Genomic DNA, 21,117 nt, shown 5'->3' with positions numbered 1-21,117 from the left:
GCCGTGGGGTACTCGACTACCGCTAAAAAACCAACCTGAACATCCTGTATTAAAAACTTTACCCAGGCCTGACATGACGCTGACAAATCAGTCAAAGCGGCGGTGTTACCTTTGGTCGACTTCGGGATTGCCCCCGCAGTAGGCCCATCTGAATGGTCGAATAATTCAGAAGTTACAAACAGTTACCTGCACCGGCCGTTGCACATTGACGGCTCGGTCAGGTTCTCTAAGTATCCAGGAGGTAACGATGTCTATTGGTGCAATCTCAGCTTCGATTTCAACCACTACCGCGCTCACTCAAGCCGCGACTACGACAAGCCAGACAGCCGCGCAATCCGCGACTGCCAGCACGACCGCTAGCAACACCACGGCAACCAGCAAGCATCATCACCACCGTCATGCGGCACCAAGCAGCACTGCAAGCAGCACAACCACATCGTCTACAACAGCACCTTCTGTAGACAGCAATGGGCAAGCCATCGGCCAGACCATCAGCGTCACCGCGTAATGCAGTCGAAGTAACTAGATTCAACAAACTCCGCTTCGGCGGAGTTTGTAAGCCTCGGTGCAGCAGGTCGCTTGGAGAGGCAGAACCAATCACGGTTTGACAGCCCCTAGCTCGGTGAGAATTCGATGAGCCAGACGCACTCGGGCTTCATTTGGGAAATTTTTATTGGCCAAAATGACAATGCCGAGGTGCTTCGCTGGTACGAATGCGACGTACGCACCGAACCCATTGGTTGAACCGGTCTTGTTAATCCAGACCAATTGTTGTGGAAGGCGGGGCGGGCTTAGCGTCGTAACAGCGTTACTCTCGTAGGCCAGCTTGTCAGAGTTGCCGCCTAGCAGGGCATTGAGCGTTACCGGGTATTGGTATTGCTCCCAAATTAGGTCTTGGGTCATTGGGCCGAGTTCAAAGTAACCCGTGTGCGTAGCAGCAAGGGCGCGCTCAAGTGCTGGACTGGTTTGCGCGAGACCCATGTTGGCCTCAATGAAGTGAATCAGATCTTTTGAGCTTGTTTTCACACCGTAGGCTTCGGCACCAAGAATACCGAGGTTCAATCTGACGGGATTGTCTTTTTTGTCGTAGCCCTGCGCGTAGAGCGACATTTTACGGGAAGGAACATTGATAAAGCTGTCCGGCATGCCGAGTTCTGGAAAGAGGCTTTGCTCTAAAGCTGTTTCGAAAGGCATATTCATGCTTTTTGCTGCAATCAGGCCCAGCATTCCGACACTTGGATTGGCGTAGGTTCTGTGCGTGCCGGGAGCAAACGTTGGCTGCCAACCCTTGAAATACGCCATCATTTGCTCGGTATTTTTTATGTACTCGGGGAACTGCAATGGAAACCCGCCAGCGGTATGCGTTGCCAAATTGATCAGTGTCACCCTGTCGAACTGGCTACCTTTCAGCTCTGGCAGATACATGCCCACACTGTCCGTCAGTAGTAGCTTGCCAGTAACTTGAGCGTAAGTTGCGAGCGTTGCCGTTATCGTCTTGCTAATAGAACCAATTTCAAAAAGTGTATCGCTGCTGACCCGCTGCTGGGTTTCCCTGGAAGCAACACCATAATTATAGAAACGCTGCTTGCCGCCGACGGTAGTTGCGATGGCCAATCCATCTACCTTGTACTGGCTCATGACTGCATGGGCGGCATCCTCCACGAGCCTGTCGATATCTTTCTGTTCAGCCTGGGCCAAAGCAAGGCGGCTGACACAAGCGCAGAAAACCAATAGCAGAAATTTGGTGGCAAGTTTCCCGGCAAGACGCATGGGTCAGTCCTTTATTTTTTGGGTGCAAAAGCCTAGCACTAGGACTCACCTCGCCATGAGATGCTTTATCTCGGAATGTTTCGAATACCAATGAGTGCTTCGGGTGCCTGCGTCCTTGCCGGTGCCCCGCGCAATTATTTGATCTCGCTCAAACGCAACAATCCCCGCTCCCATACCTGCCGGGTCCTGACCCACACCATCTCCTGCCAATCTTTATCCGCGGGGTAAAACTGCTCCAACAGGCCTAGCTTGATGTCTCGTCCAACGCTATCAAGCGGGTTGCCGTGCAGGTGCAGCCATTGATCGTCGCGCAGGTGGCGATGAACGTCTTCGCCGGGATACGTGCCGCACTCGATGACGAAGGGCATCACGTGGGCATTAGGTAAGGCATCAATCACGGCTTGGGAGGTATAGCCCGTGGCCGTGGCGGCAATGCCGGTTTCACTCAAGTTCTGCGCGCCAGTCAGTACGGTGTAAAGCCAAGGACCGTAAGCGGCTTGGGCATCGGTTAATGCCGGGTAGGCTCGCTCGGCGACGGTCAAGAGCATCGGATGACCGTAGGCGCCGGCGCCGGTGTGCAGGTCAAAACACATGACTGTTTTGGCCTTCGATAGATGTTTCTGAATGATGGAGTGCAGGGTCTTGTTCGACCAGCTTGGTGCCAGCCCGCCATAAAACAGTCCATCCGGATGGCGGTGTTGCCCACCCTCGACAATCGACATTACCGTCGGCCAGCCATGCTGCTGGACCTGCTCGTCGAGCAATGCGTCGGCCCGCTCGCGTTGCGGCCCCTGCAATTGCGCGCAGCTGTAGATAGTGTGAAGCGCGTCGTAGGCTTGGTTGTTGGGTAGCGGGCGATTGAAATCGAGGTGGTTTCGATTGAGGTCAATATTGTCTTCGTTGACCCGACGCAGCCAAGCGGTGCCCCATGGATTGATCAAATGGATCATAACGATGGCGGTGTCGGCAGGCAGCGAACGATTGCCGAGCGTTTGCAGCCACTGGGTCTGGCAATTCGAACCGTAGAAGCCTTCGACTCCGTGAGTGCCACTGATGGATACCAACAGCTTGGAGGCGTTGGGGTCGCCAAGTACCGCGACGTCAGTGCTCAGTGCCTCGCCGAAAGGTCCCGGCAACGGGTGCCAATGCTCGGAAAGGCTTGCGCCGACGGCCGTCGCCGCTGCCAGAAATTGTTCACGCTGAGCGCGGTAACTGACGAGTGTCGGAAAGTCGGTGTGCATGTTGGCCCCTTATAGTCTGCGAGCCAGTCTATTTTGATCGACAGCCAGAAACCAGCCAGCAACATAAAACTTTCTATGGCTGAAAAATTGCCTTCGCGAATGAATGCGCTCACCGGAGTTAGCCGTTACTCCCCCAGCAAAGGCTCGCTCAACTTTTCAACGCTCCGCCGGCTGCGACGCAGTTGGGTGTCCGATTTAAACCCGGCCAGTTCGGCGGCTTGAGTGACGTTGCTCCCGGACATTAACGCGGTGTCGGCAACGGCCAGCCGGATGTTGCGCAGGTAATGTAAGGGTGAGATACCGGCATGGAGAGCGAATAGGCGGGCCAGGTGCCGAGACGACGTGCAGCTGACAGTCGCCATCGCCGGCAACGTCCAGTCGGCTTGAGGGTCTTGATTGATCGCATCTTGCAGCCTATGCAGCGCGGGGTGCATGTGATGCCGGTATTTCAGAAAAGGGGAAATAGCGGGGTCATCAAGGCCACGCCGCATGGCCACAACCATCGTCTCCGCAACCCGGGCCGCCAGTGGCGCACCGCAAATTTGTCCCACCATGTGCAGCGCCAGGTCGATGCCGGTGGTGATACCCGCACTGGAATAAACCGAGCCTTGTGCGGATTCGTCGACAACGAATACTCGGTTCTGCACAACGTCGCATGTGGGTTCAAGCACTTTGAGCTTTTCAAACTCTTGGTGATGGGTCGTTACGCGACGGCCCGCCAACAACCCCGCATCGGCGGCGATCAATGCGCCTGCGCAGATCGTGACCAACCGATTACCGGCCTTTAACTGCTCACCCACGTGCCGCAGCCAGCGCAAAACGGCCGTGTAACTGGCGCTTTGCGGGGCAAAACTTTCGTCGGTATTACCGACCAGAATGATCCAGCTAGGATGACGCAGCGTTTTCGGCAACGGCTCGATATGCCCCAGCATGATGCCAACCGAAGAGCGCATTTCAGTTTGCGGTCCCACGGCACGCACTGCAAAACTGGGCGGTTTACCCACTCTCGCCAGCGCTTGATTCGCCAGCCGGAACGCCTCCGCAGGCCCCGCCCAATCCAGCAAAACGCTGTCCGGCAACAAGACGAATAGGACATCGATGATGGGATGGGCGACGGATGTCATCTGCGTTCTGCGGCAATAGCGCCGACGGCAGCGACCAACAAGGCGTGCTTGTGCGGATCGACCGGACGATGGCGAACCCCTGTGCTCATCGGGTTCGCCGACAACGTATTGCCGCCGACATCGATATGCGCCGGACGAACCGGGCGCGGTGCAAAACCGCCTCCGCAATTTGGACACACATTGGCCAATACCTGATCTACGCATTGCGCGCAAAACGTGCATTCAAACGAGCAGATTAGCGCTTGGGTGCTGTTGGCAGGCAACGCGACGTTGCAATGTTCGCAGCTCGGTCTGAGTTCAAGCATGAAGGCCTCCATGACGCTAAAAATATCAACACCGGCAACCCGCTGTGCGGTCTCGCTCAAGGCGCCCATTATTCTTCAACGTCCGGGTATGTTCCAGCCGAAACAGGCCCGATTTCGGACACTTTAGGACATTCCCATCGACGTCTCGAAAACAGGTCGATTGAACGAGTAAGTTTGCCGTTGCTGGATGCCCTGCGTCACTCATAATGATTGGATAGTGCCGACCGGCATTGCGTGGATGAGGCTACATAGATGTCAACACCCTCCCCCCTTTCCAGCCCCGAAAAAACCAGATTGATCGACCGTGTGTCGTGGCCCGATATCATCGCCGGGTTGTCGCTGGCAGGTCTACTGCTGCCAGAAGCGGTGGCGTATTCGAGCATCGCCAATCTGGCGCCCCAGGCTGGCGTTATTGCGCTGTTCGCCGGCCTGGTGTGCTACGGCTTAATGGGCACCAGCCGCTTCGCTATCGTGTCGGCAACCTCATCATCTGCAGCGGTGCTGGCCGCCGCGTCAGCGACGACGGCAGGGTCGGACAATGGCCTGAGGCTGGTGGTCGCGATTGCATTAGTGATGGTGACTGGGTTGTTTTTCACCTTTGCAGGACTAGCAAAGGCAGGCAGTATTTCGGCATTCATCGCTAAACCAGTGCTGCGCGGCTTTGCCTTCGGCCTCGCTATTGTGATCATTTTCAAACAGATCGCTAGCGTGGTCGGCATCCACCCGCAGCACAGCGATTTGGCGCGTTTCATGCTCGAGTTATTCGGTCAGATCGGCAGTTGGAATTGGGCAGCCGCAGTGGTAGCAGTGATCGCATGGGGACTTTTACTGCTGTTCGCTCGAATACCACATTTACCGGGCGGCTTGATGGTTATCGTCATCGGTATCGCCGCCGGAGCATGGCTTAATCTGTCGCAATATGGAGTCGGCCTGGTCGGCACGATTGACCTGCAACTGACCGCCCCTACATTGCCCTCGCTGTCCTATACGCAATGGCTACGCATAGGCGAACTTAGCGTCGCCATGGTGCTGATCCTGTACGCGGAATCCTATGGATCTATCCGCAGTTTTGCGATGAAGCATGGCGACACGGTTTCGCCCAATCGGGATTTGCTGGCGTTGGGCGCTGCCAACCTGCTGTCCGGGCTGTTTCATGGCATGCCGGTGGGCGCCGGGTATTCGGCAACGTCGGCGAACGAGGCAGCGGGCGCGTCATCGCGACTGGCCGGCTGGTGTGCGGCGCTCATTTTGCTAATCGTGGTGTTAACCCTGCTGCCCAGTATTGCTCTGCTGCCAGAGCCGGTTCTGGCTGCAATTGTGGTGCATGCGGTCAGCCACACGCTAAGGCCGGCGGTGTTCGCGCCTAACTTTATCCTGCATCGAGATCGGTTGGTGGTGGTCGCCGCAGTGTTAGCCGTGCTGGCGCTGGGCGTGCTGGATGGTTTGCTCGCCGCCATCGCCGTCAGTCTGGTGATGATGCTGCGGCGAATGTCGGAGTCATCGGTGACCGTCCTTGGCCAGCTTGATCATGGCCACGACTTTGTCAGCAGGACACTGCACCCACAAGCGCGAACGGTCGGCAATCTGTTGATCTTGCGACCGGAAACGGCATTGTTTTTCGCCAACGCTGAACGGATTTTGGCTCAGATACGCAACTACATCGCGGCGGCTGGCGAGACGGTCAATACGGTGATCATCAGCTTGGAGGAGTCGCCGGACCTGGACAGCTCCAGCGTGGAGGCATTACAGGACTTTTGCGCAGCGGTCATAGGAGAAGGCAAACACCTACTGTTTGCCCGGCTGAAAACGCCCGTTCAACAAGTGTTGATCAGAGCAGCCATTCCAGGCTTGCCGATAGAAACGCTGTCTGCCCTGAGCGTCGACGATGCGGTCAACGTAGCGCAACGTCTCTATCCCTGGCCGCAAATAAGGTGAGTACTTCGCCCGTACGCATTGAATCTGCGAGAAGCTGCCGCCATTCACCGTCACAACGTTGCTGTTGGTTTTTTCCAACTCGGTGGGCGGTGTGAGGTGAAGGTCCCTGATCGCCGCGGCCGGATTTTCCCACAGAATTTTTTGCAGGCTGACGTAGCCTGACGCTTCGCCATTCCCGGTCACGATACGTATTGAACTGCCGCCGGGACGATAGTAGACAGTCGCGATAGAACCCGGACAGACATAGGCGCTGTCGGCCACTGGTTTCGGCAGAAAGCCGGCGGCAACGTTTCCGATGAAGCTGTACACCAACCCGCTCACCCCAAAGATTGCACCCAAGGTCAACAGAACTCGGACTGGGCCGTTTATGGTTATGCGCCTTTTTGGTGGTACCGGGGCGGCAGACACCGACGCTGCGAGCGGCTCGATTCGCAGAGCCTCTACCGCGCAGACGGTCAGTACGCTGTCAAGCGCAGGTTCGGCGACCTTTAGCGTCGGGGAGATAATTCGAACACATCGCGCAGGTCTTGGAATCTGGGTGCGGCGTACGCGAATAATACGTGCCTGCAACACCACGAACGCCGCGCACAGCAGCGGTACGATCAGGGTCAGCGCCGGTGATTGAGTGTTAACCCAGCCCACTGTCACCGGATCGGAAACGGCAATATCGCCCGCCACATACCCCAACAAAGCGCCGCCGAACGAGACCAACAATGGATTGCGCTGAAGTAAAAGGGCTACCTGCACGCTGCCGAACATCAGCAGCGGCACGCTCAAAACCAGGCCCAGCACGAGATAGAACACGCTGCCTTGGGCTACGGCGGCCAAGCCTACGACGTTGTCCGTGCTCATGACCAAGTCGGCAATCAGCACGGTGGCGACAGCGCCGGACAAGGTGGTGGTCACGCCTTCGGCGGGGCCCTCTTCGTCATCAGCGGCTTCTTCGATCATTAGCTTGATGGCAATAAAGATCAATACCCCGGCGCCGACCAGCTTGAGGAACGGCACCAGCAGCAACCATCCGGCCAACGTCGTCAACAGGACGCGCAGCACGATCGCACCACTGGTGCCGATCATGACTGCTTTTTTGACCTGATCCGCAGGCAGCCCGCGACAGGCCAGCGCGATCACCAGCGCGTTGTCTACGGACAAAATCAAATCCAGCAAAAATACCTGAACGATCATGCCGAACGCATGCAGTACGCCTTCAACCATCATGGAGCGGGTTCACTCGCGTTATTACTTGGGGGTTGTCGCAGCAGGGCCTGAGCGGAACTGCTTGAGAAATTCGGCGTCAGGAGTCAGCACCAGCATCGGCTGGCTGTCCGCCAGCGCTTGCCGGTAAGTCTGCAACGAGCGGTACAGCTTGTAGAATTCCGGATCTTTGCTAAACGCAGCCGACAAAATCTGGTTGGCCTCGGCATCCGCTTCGCCATGGGTAATTGCCGATTGACGCTGCACTTGCGATAACAGCACGGTACGGTCCCGGTCGGCCTTGCCTTGAATCTGCTGCGCCCACTCAAAACCCTGGGCACGTAATTCCTTGGCTTCGCGATTGCGCTCGGACTTCATCCGGTCGTAAATCGCTTGGCTCGCCTCGAAGGGCAAATCGGCACGGTGCAGGCGCACTTCGGTCACTTCGACGCCAAGCCCGCGCGCTTTATCGGCCACATCTTTTTCGATGATGGCGACCTCGGGACGACGGTCGTCCGACAGCAGTGAGCGCAGCGTCACCTGACCGAGTTCGCGGCGCAGAGACGAACTGACCATTTGCGTCAGTTGAGCGTTGGCCTGGTCCAGCGTGCCCACTGCCTGATAGAAACGCAGCGGATCACTGATGCGAAACCGGGTGTAGGTCACGACTTCCACACGTTTCTGATCACCGAGAATGATCTGTTCGGCGGGCGAAGTGAGTATCTGCAAACGGCTGTCGTAGAACACCAAAGAGTCGCTGAACGGAATCTTGAATTTGAGACCGGGTGCTCCTGCCACGCCCATCGGCGCACCGAAACGGATAACGAGCGCTTGCTGGGTTTCATCGACCACATACACCGACGAACCCAGAATCCACAGCACTGCTACCCCTACACCCACTAGCAGCCACTTCAAGGTCGGGCTCACGGTTTGGGATCCTTTTGCACGGTTTTGCCCGGGTCGGAAAGCGGCAGGTAAGGCACCACGCCAGACATGCCTTTGCCAGAGGAGTCGATGATGACCTTGGAGGCTTTCTTCAGTACTTCGTCCATGCTTTCCATATACAGCCGCCAAGCGGTGACGTCTTTGGATTGCACGTAACTGTAATAGACCGACAGGAAGCGTTTGGCCTCGCCCTCGGCCAAATTACCGACTTGCGATTTATAGGCTTCGGCGTCTTGGGTGATTCGCGCGGCATCCCCGCGCGCGCGCGGGATGACATCGTTAGCGTAGGCCTCTGCTTCGTTGCGCGCACGCTCCTGGTCAGCCCGGGCACGCTGCACATCGTTGAAGGCGTCGATAACCTGAGGCGGTGGGTCTACTCGCTGCAATTGAACCTGAGTGATCAAAATGCCCGCCCGTTCGCTGTCCAGCAGCTGTTGCAGCAGGTCGCGGGTTTCATCAGCAATTTGCGCACGCTTGTCGGACATGGCTGCTTGAATAGGGGTGCGGCCAATGACCTCGCGCAACGCGCTTTCGGCAGCGATCTTTACCGAACGCTCCGGCTCATTGATTTTGAACAGATACAACCCGGCGTCTTTTATTCGCCAGAACACCGTGCAATCGGCTTCAACGATATTCTCATCGCCGGTCAGCATTTGTTTGTCCCGCGAGCCGCTGTTACCTGTGGTCAACGCGGTGCTGGCGCTGCCAAGCTGCAGTTGGTTGACTTGCGTCACCTTCGGCAACAGCACGGTCTCAAATGGGAAAGGGAGGTGGTAATGCAGACCGGAGTCGGTGGTATCAGCCCAGCGGCCGAAACGCAGAACAACACCCTGCTCGTCCGGCTGGACCTTGTAGATACCAGAGCCGATCCAGGCCAGGAAGACAAGCCCGCCAATCAGTAGCAAGCCACGCCCCTTAAGGTCCATAACGGCGATGCCGTAGTGGATTTTCTCGCGCAGGCTAGCCGCAACATGAGCAGTTTCAATAGGGACAGGCGCGGGGCTATCGATCATGCGGTGGCTCCTGTCCACTGAGGATGGACCCGTACCGTAGGTGGCAGGGTCGCCGAAGCAGCGCAGAATACCCGAAGCCCCGGCCGCCATTACTGACGTGGATCATGTAAAAATCCAGAGCCAAAATCGAGAATTCTTCTACTGAATCTTAGCCGTTAGGTAAAGGCGTTTAAGCACCGGCAAACCGCTCGCCGATCTGGGCTGTAGCGTACCACTGCATAAGAGTGGCCGCCGAGGGGCTGCCTTCGGCGCCAGACCACGTGGCAAAGTCTTCGTCGGCAACGGGCATATAGGGGCCATGTTTGACTTCGAAAATAACCCCACCCACATCCAGCGACAGCACGGCATGCCAGCAACCGGCCGGAATTTCCAGAACCTTGCAGTCTTCACCAAGCACAGCACGCTGGATGACAGTGCCCTCTTCATCAAAATTCAATACGACGAAGCGGCCGCTCAGCGCGTTGAGCAATTCCCAGGTATGCGGGTGGCGTTGCGCGCGGACATAGGTGCCGGGTTCCATGGCGATTGCCAGGCGCTGGATCGGATCGGTCAACTCAACATGAAGATTGCGGTTGGCACGCAGGCGAGGAGATAGCTGAGCCTGAGCGGCAAGGGCCTTCAGGTCGGCGGGGGTGATCTGCTTCATAGGAACTACCGATACGGATAAGGGCGCGATTATGGCCCAGCCCGCTTGCGCATACAAAGAGTGTAACAACGTGCGCCTGCATATTTTAGTCGGCGCGGCGGGCCTGTCGACGCAGAAATACGAGGGTCACCGTCGGAAAGCCCAAACCCACAACGATCAAGCTGCCGACTATGCCTTCACGACCAAAAATACCGTATGCGCATCCAAAGAGCAGCGCTGCGAGTGCGGGCACTCCCAAGGCACAGATGATCAGCGCATTTGCGCCAAAAAACCGCTTTAACGGCCCTTGGGCGTTGAATACACAAATCAGCCAGAGGTGCATCCAGATAACAATCGTTACCAGATACAAACTGAGATGGAGCAGATCTCTGATCAGTCCACTTCCATGCATTTACCGACGCCCCCTGACTGTTTGATCACTCTAGTCGCCAGTGACTTGTCTGACCTAACAACCAGACGTTACTTACGCTGTGTGACAGGATACATGATAGTACTTCAAACGTAATTCAATACGGCTTAGTGGCTGCTCGCCCAAACGCCTGAGGCGTCCGCTTGAAGCATGGGAAACGTAGCCGTGGCAAGGGCCGCCCGTCTAAGACCTTTGTCGAAACCTGCACAGATTTGCGCCAAATCAATTGCCCTTTGCACTACGAATTTGTAGGCTATACCTATTGATACATAGTTTGTTACATCCCCGCCAGGCGGAGATGGCAACTTTTTTGACGCACTCACGCGATAGCCATTCCCTGTGACTGCGTGCGTAAGCGTCACTCCGGAGGCAAGTAACATGACTGCAATTGTCAGTCTACCTATCACGTCGTGGGACCAACCAATCAGCAGTGCCAACCAGACCCTCGCTATAGAAGCTCTAGAGTCGGGTAACGTCCTGCTGCTGCCTCAACTGCCATTCGTTATCCATGAAGATGAACGTCCTTTGCTCGAATCCAATGTGATTCGGGGCATCAAGAACGTGAGCCTGACACCCTCCAATGGAACATTCAAAGGCAGTAAAGGCACAGACGCCGAGCAACGCCAGTTGCAGGCAATGATGATGCGATTCGCGGCATCGACCAAAAGTCTGGCCAATAACTTGCTGAGCCCTTACGAAAACGGTCTTCAGCAAGCGCGTGCCAGCTTCCGCCCTGTTGAGATTGCTGGCCGGCCGACCTCTTGGCGCAAGGATGACACTCGCGTGCACGTCGATAACTTTCCGTCCTCGCCCACCTTGGGCAAGCGGATTTTGCGTGTATTCAGCAATATCAATCCAGAGAACCAACCCCGCGTTTGGCGGCTTGGCGAACCTTTTGAAGCGGTGGCGCAGCGTTATTTGACGTCATTGCCAAAACCGCTATGGGGCGCAAGCAAAGTAATGAACGCGCTGGGCATTACCAAAAGTCCGCGCAGTGCTTACGACCACTACATGCTGCACCTGCATGACCACATGAAAGCCGACCTGGACTACCAGGCACGACCTTCCCATCAAGAACAGCTGTTTGCCGCAGGCACCACCTGGATGGTATTCACCGACCAGGTTTCCCACGCTGCGATGAGTGGTCAATTCGTTCTGGAGCAAACCTTTTTGTTGCCGGTGGAGTACATGCAGTATCCCGCGCAGGCGCCGCTTCGGGTTCTTGAGCGGCTGACAGGACGGGGACTTGTCTAGACGGGAGCAACCCATTGTAAATGTGCTTTGCTTTGGCGATTAATCTGTAGCAGCCTATTGGCCTGGACGCTGAATAGTGGCCATCCACTTTTTCAGGCCTCACCCCGCTATGAAGAAAAACTACGCGCCACTGGATAACCTGGTCGACCTGATGCTCGACGCTGTCTGCGTGGTCGACACTGGCGGCCGCTTTGTATTCGTGAGCGCTGCGTGCGAACGCATCTTCGGCTATACGCCTGAAGAGATGGTTGGCCGATTGATGATGGACATGGTGCTTCCTGAGGACCGCGAACGGACCAAAGCGGTTGCCCATGAGGTCACCTCAGGCCAAGCCAAATCCTATTTTGAAAACCGTTATGTACGCAAAGACGGCGAAATCGTTCATATCATGTGGTCGGCTCGCTGGTCGGCGGTGGAACGGTTACGGATTGGCGTTGCTCGTGATATTACCGAGCGCAAACAAGCCGACACCCTGCAGGCCGCTCTTTATTCGATTTCTGAGGCGGCCCATGCCGCTGAGGACCTGATGGCGCTGTTTCAACGGATTCATCAGATCATCGGCGAACTGCTGCCAGTGCTGAGTTTTTCCGTCACGCTGTGCGACGAACAAACTGACCAGCTGAGTTTCGCGTACCACGTGAATAAGCTGGAACAGACCACTGACATGCAGCCGATTGCGGCCACGTTGAGTGCCGAAGTGGTACGCACAGGTCAACCGCTGCGGTTGACACCCGAGACGATGGACGCCTTCCCCGAGTCGTTACAGGCCTTGGTCGAAGCTGATTTGTTGTGCTGGCTTGGCGTGCCACTGCTCGCACATCGCGGTACGGTCGGCGCGCTGGTGGTCAGAGGGGTTGCCGGCAGTGCACGGGACACTGCGAAAGATCTCGAACTCCTACAGTTCATCTCAACCCAGGTTGCCGCCGCGATTGAGCGCAAGCAACTGGAGGCGCGGTTGCAGTACATGGCGCAATACGATCAATTAACGGGTTTGCCTAACCGCGGCCTGTTTCATGCTCGCCTGCAAACCATACTTTCTTGGGCGCGACGTGAGCGCGGTCAGTTTGCGTTGCTGTACCTTGATCTGGACAAATTCAAACAGGTCAATGACACCTTAGGGCATGCCATGGGTGACTTGCTGCTGCAGGAGGTCGCTAGACGCCTGAAACAGAGCGTACGCGACTCTGATACCGTGGCGCGAATGGGTGGCGACGAGTTTGTAGTGTTGCTGGGGAGAATTGAGCGGCCAGAGGATGCGCTGTTGGTCGCACATAAAATCCATTATTCGCTGAGTCAGCCAATAACCCTGGAAAGCCATGGTCTAAGTGCGCAGATAAGCATCGGCGTTGCGCTTTATCCGGAGGATGGCCTGGATGACAAAGAGTTACTCAAGCACGCCGATGAGGCCATGTACCGGGCGAAAAAAACCATGAGTGTTTCTTTCGCCCCTGCACTACAGCGAGCACATGGCGACTGATAACCAAGGCGACTCGCATACCGGGTCGCCTTGGCTGGTCATTCACCCAACGGACGTAACCGGTACTGCGGCGGCAATTGCTCGAAACCGGAGATGGTTGCGTTCAGGCTTTTGAAACGCCCGTCCTTGATGCCATAGATACAACCGTGAATCGACAGGCTCTGCCCACGATGCCAAGCATTTTGCACAATGCTGGTGTGACCGACGTTAGCTACTTGCTGGATAACGTTCAGCTCACACAGCCGATCAACGCGCTCTTCCTCGGTCGGCAAGGCCGCCAATGGGGCACGATTTTCGTAATACAGGTCACGGATGGAACGTAACCAGCCATCGATCAGGCCCAACTGGCGGTTCTGCATCGACGCACGCACACCGCCGCAACCGTAGTGGCCGGTCACCAAGATGTGTTTAACCTTGAGCACGTCCACTGCGTACTGAATCACCGACAGGCAATTTAGGTCAGTGTGGAGCACCACGTTGGCGACGTTACGGTGTACGAACAGATCGCCTGGCAACATGCCGACAATTTCGTTAGCGGGCACACGTGCATCAGAACAGCCAATCCACAGGTATTCCGGCGTTTGCTGGCGAGCCAGTTTGGCGAAAAACTCCGGGTCTTTGTCCTTGATCGCGTCGGCCCAACGCTCGTTGTTATCAATCAGGTCTTGTAGCTCACTCATACATTTACGCCTCGAAGATGATGCCCAGCTTTGACTGGCGTTCGGCTATCCAGGTCACGCTGACCTGCCACGGTGTGGCTAAACAACAAAAGGAATCTTCATGGTTATGGTCGGTCAACCTTAATAAGGCCCCAAAACATGAGGAATTGCCATGACTGAATCACGTCGCCCTTATGGCGCTACGCAACCCGAACCGATTGACGATAACGAAGACCGCATGGGTTCAATGGAAGAACTGGACTTCGACGAAGACGAGCCTACTGCTCGAATCGGCGATCTTATCCCTGAAGACGAACGTGCCCACGTCATCCCCGAAAAGCGTGTCCGCGAGGCAGGAATGACCGGAGCCTCGACCTCAGACCATCACTCAACGGATGATGACATGAGCCCGGAAACCCTGATCGACGAAGACGGCGCACGCTCTGCGGACGAAGAGGGTGAAGACCATCCCGCTGATTGGGACCTGAGTATCGTTGACCAAAATGACATTGGCGGTGGTGATGGTCTGGACGAGGCAGAGTGGGCGGAGTTCGATCCGCTCGACGGCAAACCAGAACCGCGCAAACCTGAATAATGGTTACTCGAACAAGGTGCAGGCCATGACCAATGCATCTTCATGCCCACCCGCTGCCGGGTAGTAATCCCGACGGCGGCCGATTTCGTTGAAACCAAAACTTTCGTACAACCGATAGGCCGACAGGTTGCTCGCCCTGAGTTCGAGAAAGCACTCACGACCGTTAAGCTCATAGGCACGGGACATCAGCCGCTCCAGCAAACGCAGACCCAAACCCCGGCCTTGGCTCTCGGGTTTTACGGTGATGTTCAGTAAGTGCGCTTCGTCAATGATGACATTAATTACGCCATGCCCGACTTGCTGCGCGCCTTCGAACATCAGCCAAATCTCATACGACTTGAGCGCGTCCAGGAAAATGCCCCGGGTCCACGGGTGAGTGAACGCCGCGTATTCAATTTTCAGTACCGCATCCAGGTCCTCCTCGGTCATTCGACGAAAGGTTACCGAGTCAGCGGTGGCGCCAGTGTTTTTCAAAGCTTGAGTCATTCAATCGTCTTCCAGCGTGTCATCAGCCTACGCATGGCCAGCCAGACATCGGCTTTGCGTTGCGGCTCGTCCATTAATAATTCCAGCCCCGGCAGCGCCCAAGCGCTGCCTAGCCCGTCAACCTGCAGTTCCCGGTTGTAGGATTCGGCGTTGGCTTCGCCAGCAAAACGAATCGACGGCAATCCGATTAACCATAGGCAGGCGCAGGGTTCATCTTCCAATCGGGCCAGCACGAACCCCTGGACAAAATCACGCGCCGACTCAGGCCCTTGGTCAAGCTGGCCGCGCACCAGCAATGGCCAGCGCACTGGCTCGCCGATGATCTGCGGACTGTCAGGCAAACCCGCAGCGCGGAGCATGTCCTTGAGCAACAGATAAGCGGGATCACGGCTTTGAAACGCTTCGCCTGTGGGTAACTCGACCAATAACAGGCAGCGACCGGCGCGAAGCAGTTGCAGGGCAAACCGTGGCGGCGCAACAACCGCAGCTTTTGCCGGCGCAGGCACGACGTCTTCGGCGTCAGCCACGGCGTTGTTCCGGGTGCTTGCCAGCGACGGGCGCGGCACTTCGACTCTTGGACGCTCAGTCACCGGTTGGGGCGCAGGTGCGGAGGCCGCTGGCGCAGCCTTCGGCAATACGGGCGCAGCGACTGCAGCGGGCGTCTCAACAGGCAACGGCAAAGGCGCCAATAATTCCGGACGCGAAGGCGCTGCAAAGGGTAGCTCTGTGCGCGGCAGCCAATTGACCACCTGCATGGAGGTCAGATAAGCGCGGCGGCGGGACTCATTAAGCAAAGGTCGGCCATCTGTGGATAAGTAAAGAGGAGGATTCTACCGCCCTTCGCCGATTCCCGCCGCAGTTGATCGCCTGGGGGTGAAATGTTGATGGGCCGATGCAGTACAATCGCTGCTTTTATTTGCCAACAGCCGGCCAATCCAATGATCGAACCTAAGCGCGTCTTGCGCGCCCTTGCCGAACACTGGGCGTTGCTAGAGCCACTGTGCGAACACTTCGACCAGGGCACATTGAGCCTGAGCGAGCTGCGCCTGCAATTGGCCGCTCAGCAACTGGACAGCACGCCGCAGGACATCACCAACCTGCTGGACGTGTGGATCCGCCTGGACATTCTGGTTCCCGTGGCGAAAAGCCCGAACCGTTTTGAACTGAATGCTCAGATTCACGACTTTTTGTCTTACCTGCGGCGCGAACACCGCCTGGGCCTATGCCTGGAGATCGAAGCTTACCTGCGCCACTTGGAGCGGCTAGCCGGGTATATCCAGGACGCGTTTGAGATCCGCGACGCTAATGATCTGGCGCGTCAATTGCGCTTGCTGGATATGCGGGTGCGCGACGTACTGAAAAAGCTCGCCAACGATGAGCAAGCGCTGATCGCCGTGGCGGAACGCGCCAAGACCAGCGATCGACAGATTCCTCTGCGTCAGCGTTACGCCGAGGTGTTAGCGACGTGGGATGAGTACATCGAGCCGATGATCCAGCTGGTGAATGCCGACGGCGCATTCGAACAAGGCGTACGCAAGGTCGAGAACGTTCTGCTGCGCCTGTTGACCGAACAGCAACGCCTTGGCCATCTGGTCGACGATGACATGCTGTTGCGCACCCACGCGCGCATCCTCGAAATGCAGACCAGTGCCCAGTTGACCCTGCGCCATGCCCGCGAGTTGCTATTGCCCCTGCGTGAAGAAGCGCGCCGGCATAATGCCGTGACCCGTGGCGCGGCGCTGGCGCTGTCTGCTATCCGTAAGCGCGGCATCGATGCGGTGCCCCATGCCGCAATGCCGATGTTCACTCGCCCGCAAAGCACGTTTCTCGGCAGTGCCAGCCAGGTCGAAGCGTATGTCTATGCCTTGGCCCGCTTCGAACCCAAGCCCGCGAAATTCCCCAAGGCCAACGTCAGCACCCGCAAGGGCGAGCCGCCACGGGCGCCGCGTACGGTCAAAGAGATGCTCGAACGCTGCGAGGACGCGTTGCCGTTGCCCGACCTGATGGTCTGGCTACTGGAGCAAGAGCCGAACGGTCCTACTGACGAATTGCTGTACTGGTTCTCGCGCTTGTCGCGGGACAAGCGCTTCAGCCGTGAACGCCTTGAACGTCGCGATTATTCTACCCAGGAGCACCAGGTCAGCCTGCGCTCTTTCGCCCTGCTCTCTAGCCGAGACGAGCACCTAGAGACTTCTGCGAGCACTCCTCATGCATCTTGATCTATCCGAAATGTCTCAACTCGCGCCTATCTTTCGTGAGCTTCTGAAGGGCTATCACGTCAGCCGTCGTGATCCTGAACTGTATGCACAGCTGTCCAACAGCCAAGACCAATACCGCGCGCTGTTTAAAGCGCTGGGCTACGAATTGGTCTGTGATACCCGTGGTTTTTATTACTTCGTACCAGAGCTGGCGGCTGCGCAGGTCAACAAGACCGCGCAACGCCTGGCGCTGTTCACGTTCATCATTGTCGAGCATTTGGCTGATCAGGGTCGTGACCCGGTCGCTGTGCTCGACGGCGGCAGCTTGGGCCGCGATGAGCTGCCTTCATTGCTTGAGAAGTACCGTGATCTGTTTGTGCAAGCCGAGGTGCAGACCCAGGAGGAGCTGGAAGAGAAAATCATGCGCCGCATGACCCAGCTCGGTTTCGCCAGTGAAGAAACCGGCATTTATCGGTTCTTGCCGCCGATGCATCGATTCCTTGATGTCTGCCTGTCGGTACAGCAGGACCGCGATCTGGCGGCCAGCCTGCACAGCGTCTTGCCACTGCCGACTCCCATCTTGATCGATGACGACGACAGTGATGAAGCATTGCTCTCTACGGACGACCCGCTGGACCTCGCCGAATTTGACGAGCCGCAAGAAACTGAATCGCAAGCGTTGGCGCGAGCCATTGCCGCCGAGCAACAGGAGATGGATGCATGAGCCAGGAACGCTATGGCATTCGCCGCTTTGCGCTACTGAATACCGCAGGTTACAGCTTAGGTTTGTTCCCACTGGAACACCCACTGTCGGTTTATGGTGCGAACAATCTCGGCAAAAGCGCCTCGATCAACGCCCTGCAATTCCCGATTCTGGCGCGTATGTCGGACATGAGTTTCGGCAAATATACCCTCGAACAATCCCGGCGTTTCTATTTCGCTACTGACACCAGCTACATCCTGGTTGAAGTCTCCCTACCCCATGGTCCGCACGTCATTGGCGTAGTCGGTCGCGGCCCAGGTGGCGGCTTCGGCCACCAATTCTTCGCCTATGCCGGCAAGCTTGATCTAGCGCATTACCAAAAGAACGACACCTGTCTGCGGCAGAAAGAGCTTTTCAGCAATTTGGAAAGTCAGGGCCTGAAAGCCTATGAACTCAAACCTGACGAATTGCGTCGCTTGCTGGTCGGGGGGCACACGTCGATTCCGCTGGACCTGACCTTGATTCCTCTGAGATCCACTAGCGAACAGAGTCTGAAAACTTTCCGCGCACTGTTTATCAACTTGCTGCACATGCGTGAAATTACGGCGGCAAAACTCAAACAGTTGTTTCTCGATGCCTTCGAACATAGCCTGCGTTCGGGCAGTGTCGACTACATTGCTGCGTGCGAAGAAGCCTTCCGCGATGTGCGACGCATGGAGCAAGACTACAACGCACTGGTACTTGCCGGTTCGCTGGTTGAAGCATTGTCTGCTGGCGTCAAACAGCGCGAGGTATTGCGCGGTAAATTGCACCGTATTTCACCCCTTCTCGATTCGCTGTTAGGCACGTGGCAGGACTATTCCAGCGCGCGCAAAGACGAGTTAGTGATTCACGCCGAGCATTACCGCAACGAGCAGGACTCGCTGCAAAACGATCAGCGTGGCGGCACCCAAGAACTGATGCGTTTGGAACGTGAGATCAGCGGCATTCAGCGCTGGATCGGCGAGTTGTCTGTGCTTAAGAACCGCTTCGCACTGGTCAACGACGTCAGGGTGCTGGAACAGCAATTGCTGGCAGCCAAAGACGCTCACGATGAGTTGGCCGGTGCTCTGGCTCAGTCGCGGCAGTTCAGCGCTGAAGACCTGGACGAGCGTCTGCGCGATCTGGAAAAGCGCTTGAAGTCGGTGAAGCAACAACTTGATCACGCTGACAACAATAGCTATGCGCGTCTGCGCGAGGAATTCTCCCAGCCTGATGTCGAGCGCTTGATGCGTCTGTTCAACAGCGCATTGTTCAGCCTGCCGCTTGGCGAACAAGGTATCGCGCTGGATGATGGCGACGCGTGGGTCAAGTCGCTGGAGCGTATCCTCGACGGCTTTAAAGGCGAGCGCTTCGAAGTGCCGGGCCTGACGATCAACTTGTCACATATCGAGCCTCCTGCATTACAGGCCTTGGCTGACCGTGCAGCATTGCGCGATCAAAAGGAACGCCTGGAAAAAGAACTGAAACAGCTGAAAGTCCAGCAAGCGGTAGCTTCTGACCGTGCCGCTAGCAAATCTCAGACTGAAGCGTTGTATCAGCAGGTGCTGGACGCGCAAAAGGCGCTGGAAGACTTCCGTCGCAGCCAGACCCTCAGCGCCGAGGAGCCGGAAAAACTCGAGCAATTGGCGCAGATGGAAGCCGCGCAAGATGAACTGAAACGCTCAAGCGATGCTTTCACTGAGCGCGTTCAACAGCTGTCGGCCAAGTTGCAATTGGTCGGCAGGCAGATCGGTGACATGGAAGCCAAGCAGCGCACATTGGACGATGCATTGCGTCGCCGGCAGCTGCTGCCCGCCGACATGCCTTTCGGTACGCCGTTCATGGAAGCAGTGGATGACTCGCTGGAGAACCTGCTGCCATTGCTCAATGACTATCAGGACAGCTGGCAGAGCCTGCAACGCGCCGATAATCAAATCGAGGCGTTGTACGCTCAGATTCGCCTAAAGGGCGTAGCGAAGTTCGACAGCGAAGATGACATGGAGCGTCGTCTGCACCTGCTGATCAACGCTTATGCCCATCGCCAAGACGAGGCGCTGACCCTCGGCAAAGCGCGCCGCGCAGCCGTGACCGACATTGCCCGCACATTGCGCAACATCCGCAGTGACTACGACAGCCTGGAACATCAGTTGGCGTTGTTTAACCGCGAGATCAACAAACGCCAAGTATCCAACCTGGCAAGCTTCCGAATTGTTTTAGCGCCGAACAAAGAGGCGCTCAAACACATCGATCAGATTATCCACAGCGCTGGCCAGTATGAAGAGGGTGAAACGCTGTCAGTGTTCGATCTGAGCCAAAGTGCTGATCAGGACAACAGGAACGAAGAAGCCAAGGAGTACCTCGCGAGGCTGGTGGCAGCGAACCACAACCAACTGGGCTTGAAGGATCTGTTTGAATTGGCGTTCGAGATCACCAAGGTCAACGGCTCGCCGGTGATCCATACCGACATCGACGGTGCGGCCTCAAACGGCACCACCATGACGATCAAGGCGCTGACCAACATGTACTTGTTGCTGCACTTGATGGACCGCGATCAGGCCGGACGTGTTCGACTGCCTTACTACTTGGACGAAGCGGCCGATATCGACGAGAAGAACCAGGCCGCATTGTTGGAAACCAGTTTGCAGCTAGGCTTTGTACCCATCCTGGCCAGCGTTAAACCGCAGGTCTCGGCGCATGTCGCCATTGACCTTGAGGGCGGCAGCGGACCTAACGGTATCTATATTGATGAGGCGGACTGGAAGTACATTCGTCGCCTCGATGCAGTGAAAGCGGTGGTCGATTCAGAGCCTGAATTGGCTTGATGGACGCGTCTTTGTAGGTGCTGATTTGGCTACGATTGGCTTGGTGTTGTGTCAGACATTGAAGCCTTCGGCTAACCGCATCAGCCCTCTGACCAACGGGATAACCGAACCGCTGACGTTAGTCGTCTTTGTATCATCACATGCAAAGACGACGGGTCAGATCATTCAGAAGCCATCGGCCTGCTTTCCCTAAAGAGCGATTTTGCATGTGCGCTGCGTAGATCGTAAGTGTGTCTGGGGTGCGCTGAAGTTCGGCGGTTAACTCAAGCGGCAGGAGGCGCCCTGAAGCCAGATGATCCGCAATCAAATGCTCTGGCATT

At 56.6% G+C, this 21,117-nt stretch carries 20 protein-coding genes and 1 pseudogene; 8 read left to right on the top strand and 13 right to left on the bottom strand.

Features of this window, described 5'->3' with window-relative positions:
- The first annotated feature begins 247 nt into the window (after window positions 1-247).
- Window positions 248-508 carry a hypothetical protein gene (locus M0974_RS09235; RefSeq protein WP_297835562.1) on the top strand — a complete coding sequence of 87 codons (261 nt, stop codon included), beginning with the start codon at window positions 248-250 and terminating at the stop codon, window positions 506-508.
- A gap of 89 nt (window positions 509-597) precedes the next feature.
- On the opposite strand, the gene ampC is transcribed toward M0974_RS09235, so the two are convergent.
- From ampC to M0974_RS09215, 4 genes are all read right to left on the bottom strand, one after another.
- A complete protein-coding gene (gene ampC / locus M0974_RS09230) occupies window positions 598-1,770 on the bottom strand; it encodes a class C beta-lactamase (protein WP_297835560.1) in 1,173 nt (390 codons plus the stop codon).
- 134 nt (window positions 1,771-1,904) lie between these two features.
- Window positions 1,905-3,011: a DUF2817 domain-containing protein gene (locus M0974_RS09225; protein WP_297835558.1), complete on the bottom strand. Its 1,107-nt coding sequence runs from the start codon at window positions 3,009-3,011 to the stop codon at window positions 1,905-1,907.
- Between the two features lie 125 nt (window positions 3,012-3,136).
- On the bottom strand, window positions 3,137-4,135 hold the full coding sequence (locus M0974_RS09220) for a GlxA family transcriptional regulator (protein WP_297835556.1): 999 nt from the start codon (window positions 4,133-4,135) through the stop codon (window positions 3,137-3,139).
- Entirely contained in the window at window positions 4,132-4,440 is a 309-nt protein-coding gene (locus M0974_RS09215; protein WP_297835554.1) for a DUF1272 domain-containing protein, read from the bottom strand. Before M0974_RS09215 ends, M0974_RS09220 begins: the two co-directional genes overlap by 4 nt.
- Before the next feature lie 252 nt (window positions 4,441-4,692).
- Between M0974_RS09215 and M0974_RS09210 the strand changes: the two genes are divergently transcribed.
- On the top strand, window positions 4,693-6,375 hold the full coding sequence (locus tag M0974_RS09210) for a SulP family inorganic anion transporter (protein ID WP_297835552.1): 1,683 nt from the start codon (window positions 4,693-4,695) through the stop codon (window positions 6,373-6,375).
- A 663-nt stretch (window positions 6,376-7,038) separates the two neighbouring features.
- Here the strand turns inward: M0974_RS09210 and M0974_RS09205 are convergent.
- The 5 genes and pseudogenes from M0974_RS09205 to M0974_RS09185 all read right to left on the bottom strand — a co-directional run.
- Window positions 7,039-7,560 (bottom strand): annotated as a pseudogene (locus M0974_RS09205) (YjbE family putative metal transport protein); the annotation flags it as partial.
- 54 nt (window positions 7,561-7,614) lie between these two features.
- Window positions 7,615-8,496, bottom strand: a complete 882-nt coding sequence (gene hflC, locus M0974_RS09200; RefSeq protein WP_297835550.1) for a protease modulator HflC — start codon at window positions 8,494-8,496, stop codon at window positions 7,615-7,617.
- Window positions 8,493-9,527, bottom strand: coding sequence for an FtsH protease activity modulator HflK (gene hflK, locus M0974_RS09195; protein ID WP_297835549.1), 1,035 nt, complete (start codon window positions 9,525-9,527; stop codon window positions 8,493-8,495). The genes hflC and hflK overlap by 4 nt, the downstream gene beginning before the upstream one ends.
- A gap of 169 nt (window positions 9,528-9,696) precedes the next feature.
- Window positions 9,697-10,173: a WbuC family cupin fold metalloprotein gene (locus M0974_RS09190; RefSeq protein ID WP_297835548.1), complete on the bottom strand. Its 477-nt coding sequence runs from the start codon at window positions 10,171-10,173 to the stop codon at window positions 9,697-9,699.
- 85 nt (window positions 10,174-10,258) lie between these two features.
- On the bottom strand, window positions 10,259-10,495 hold the full coding sequence (locus M0974_RS09185; protein WP_297835546.1) for a hypothetical protein: 237 nt from the start codon (window positions 10,493-10,495) through the stop codon (window positions 10,259-10,261).
- 465 nt (window positions 10,496-10,960) lie between these two features.
- Between M0974_RS09185 and M0974_RS09180 the strand changes: the two genes are divergently transcribed.
- Window positions 10,961-11,836, top strand: coding sequence for a Kdo hydroxylase family protein (locus M0974_RS09180; protein ID WP_297835545.1), 876 nt, complete (start codon window positions 10,961-10,963; stop codon window positions 11,834-11,836).
- Window positions 11,837-11,945: 109 nt separating this feature from the next.
- Window positions 11,946-13,313, top strand: coding sequence for a bifunctional diguanylate cyclase/phosphodiesterase (locus M0974_RS09175; RefSeq protein WP_297835543.1), 1,368 nt, complete (start codon window positions 11,946-11,948; stop codon window positions 13,311-13,313).
- Between the two features lie 38 nt (window positions 13,314-13,351).
- Here the strand turns inward: M0974_RS09175 and can are convergent, their stop codons facing one another.
- On the bottom strand, window positions 13,352-13,993 hold the full coding sequence (gene can / locus M0974_RS09170; RefSeq protein ID WP_297835542.1) for a carbonate dehydratase: 642 nt from the start codon (window positions 13,991-13,993) through the stop codon (window positions 13,352-13,354).
- Window positions 13,994-14,144: 151 nt separating this feature from the next.
- Here can and M0974_RS09165 point away from each other — a divergent pair, with 151 nt between their 5' ends.
- Window positions 14,145-14,567, top strand: coding sequence for a serine kinase/phosphatase (locus M0974_RS09165; RefSeq protein ID WP_297835540.1), 423 nt, complete (start codon window positions 14,145-14,147; stop codon window positions 14,565-14,567).
- Window positions 14,568-14,570: 3 nt separating this feature from the next.
- On the opposite strand, the gene rimI is transcribed toward M0974_RS09165, so the two are convergent.
- Both rimI and M0974_RS09155 read right to left on the bottom strand, forming a co-directional pair.
- Complete coding sequence (gene rimI, locus M0974_RS09160; protein ID WP_297835538.1) at window positions 14,571-15,053, bottom strand: ribosomal protein S18-alanine N-acetyltransferase; 483 nt, start codon at window positions 15,051-15,053, stop codon at window positions 14,571-14,573.
- On the bottom strand, window positions 15,050-15,847 hold the full coding sequence (locus M0974_RS09155; RefSeq protein WP_297835536.1) for an energy transducer TonB: 798 nt from the start codon (window positions 15,845-15,847) through the stop codon (window positions 15,050-15,052). The genes rimI and M0974_RS09155 overlap by 4 nt, the downstream gene beginning before the upstream one ends.
- Window positions 15,848-15,991: 144 nt before the next feature.
- Here M0974_RS09155 and mksB point away from each other — a divergent pair, with 144 nt between their 5' ends.
- The 3 genes from mksB to mksF are packed head-to-tail and all read left to right on the top strand — an operon-like array spanning window position 15,992 to window position 20,797.
- Window positions 15,992-17,272, top strand: a complete 1,281-nt coding sequence (gene mksB, locus M0974_RS09150; protein WP_297835534.1) for an Mks condensin complex protein MksB — start codon at window positions 15,992-15,994, stop codon at window positions 17,270-17,272.
- Window positions 17,262-17,975: an Mks condensin complex protein MksE gene (mksE, locus tag M0974_RS09145; RefSeq protein ID WP_297835532.1), complete on the top strand. Its 714-nt coding sequence runs from the start codon at window positions 17,262-17,264 to the stop codon at window positions 17,973-17,975. Before mksB ends, mksE begins: the two co-directional genes overlap by 11 nt.
- Window positions 17,972-20,797 carry an Mks condensin complex protein MksF gene (gene mksF / locus M0974_RS09140; protein WP_297835531.1) on the top strand — a complete coding sequence of 942 codons (2,826 nt, stop codon included), beginning with the start codon at window positions 17,972-17,974 and terminating at the stop codon, window positions 20,795-20,797. The genes mksE and mksF overlap by 4 nt, the downstream gene beginning before the upstream one ends.
- 136 nt (window positions 20,798-20,933) lie before the next feature.
- On the opposite strand, the gene M0974_RS09135 is transcribed toward mksF, so the two are convergent.
- A partial coding sequence (locus M0974_RS09135; RefSeq protein WP_297835529.1) for a hypothetical protein occupies window positions 20,934-21,117 on the bottom strand: 184 nt, incomplete at its 5' end.

The sequence above is a fragment of the Pseudomonas sp. genome, from assembly GCF_026224925.1.
Lineage (GTDB): Bacteria > Pseudomonadota > Gammaproteobacteria > Pseudomonadales > Pseudomonadaceae > Aquipseudomonas.
This window is presented reverse-complemented; position numbering and strand designations above follow the sequence as displayed.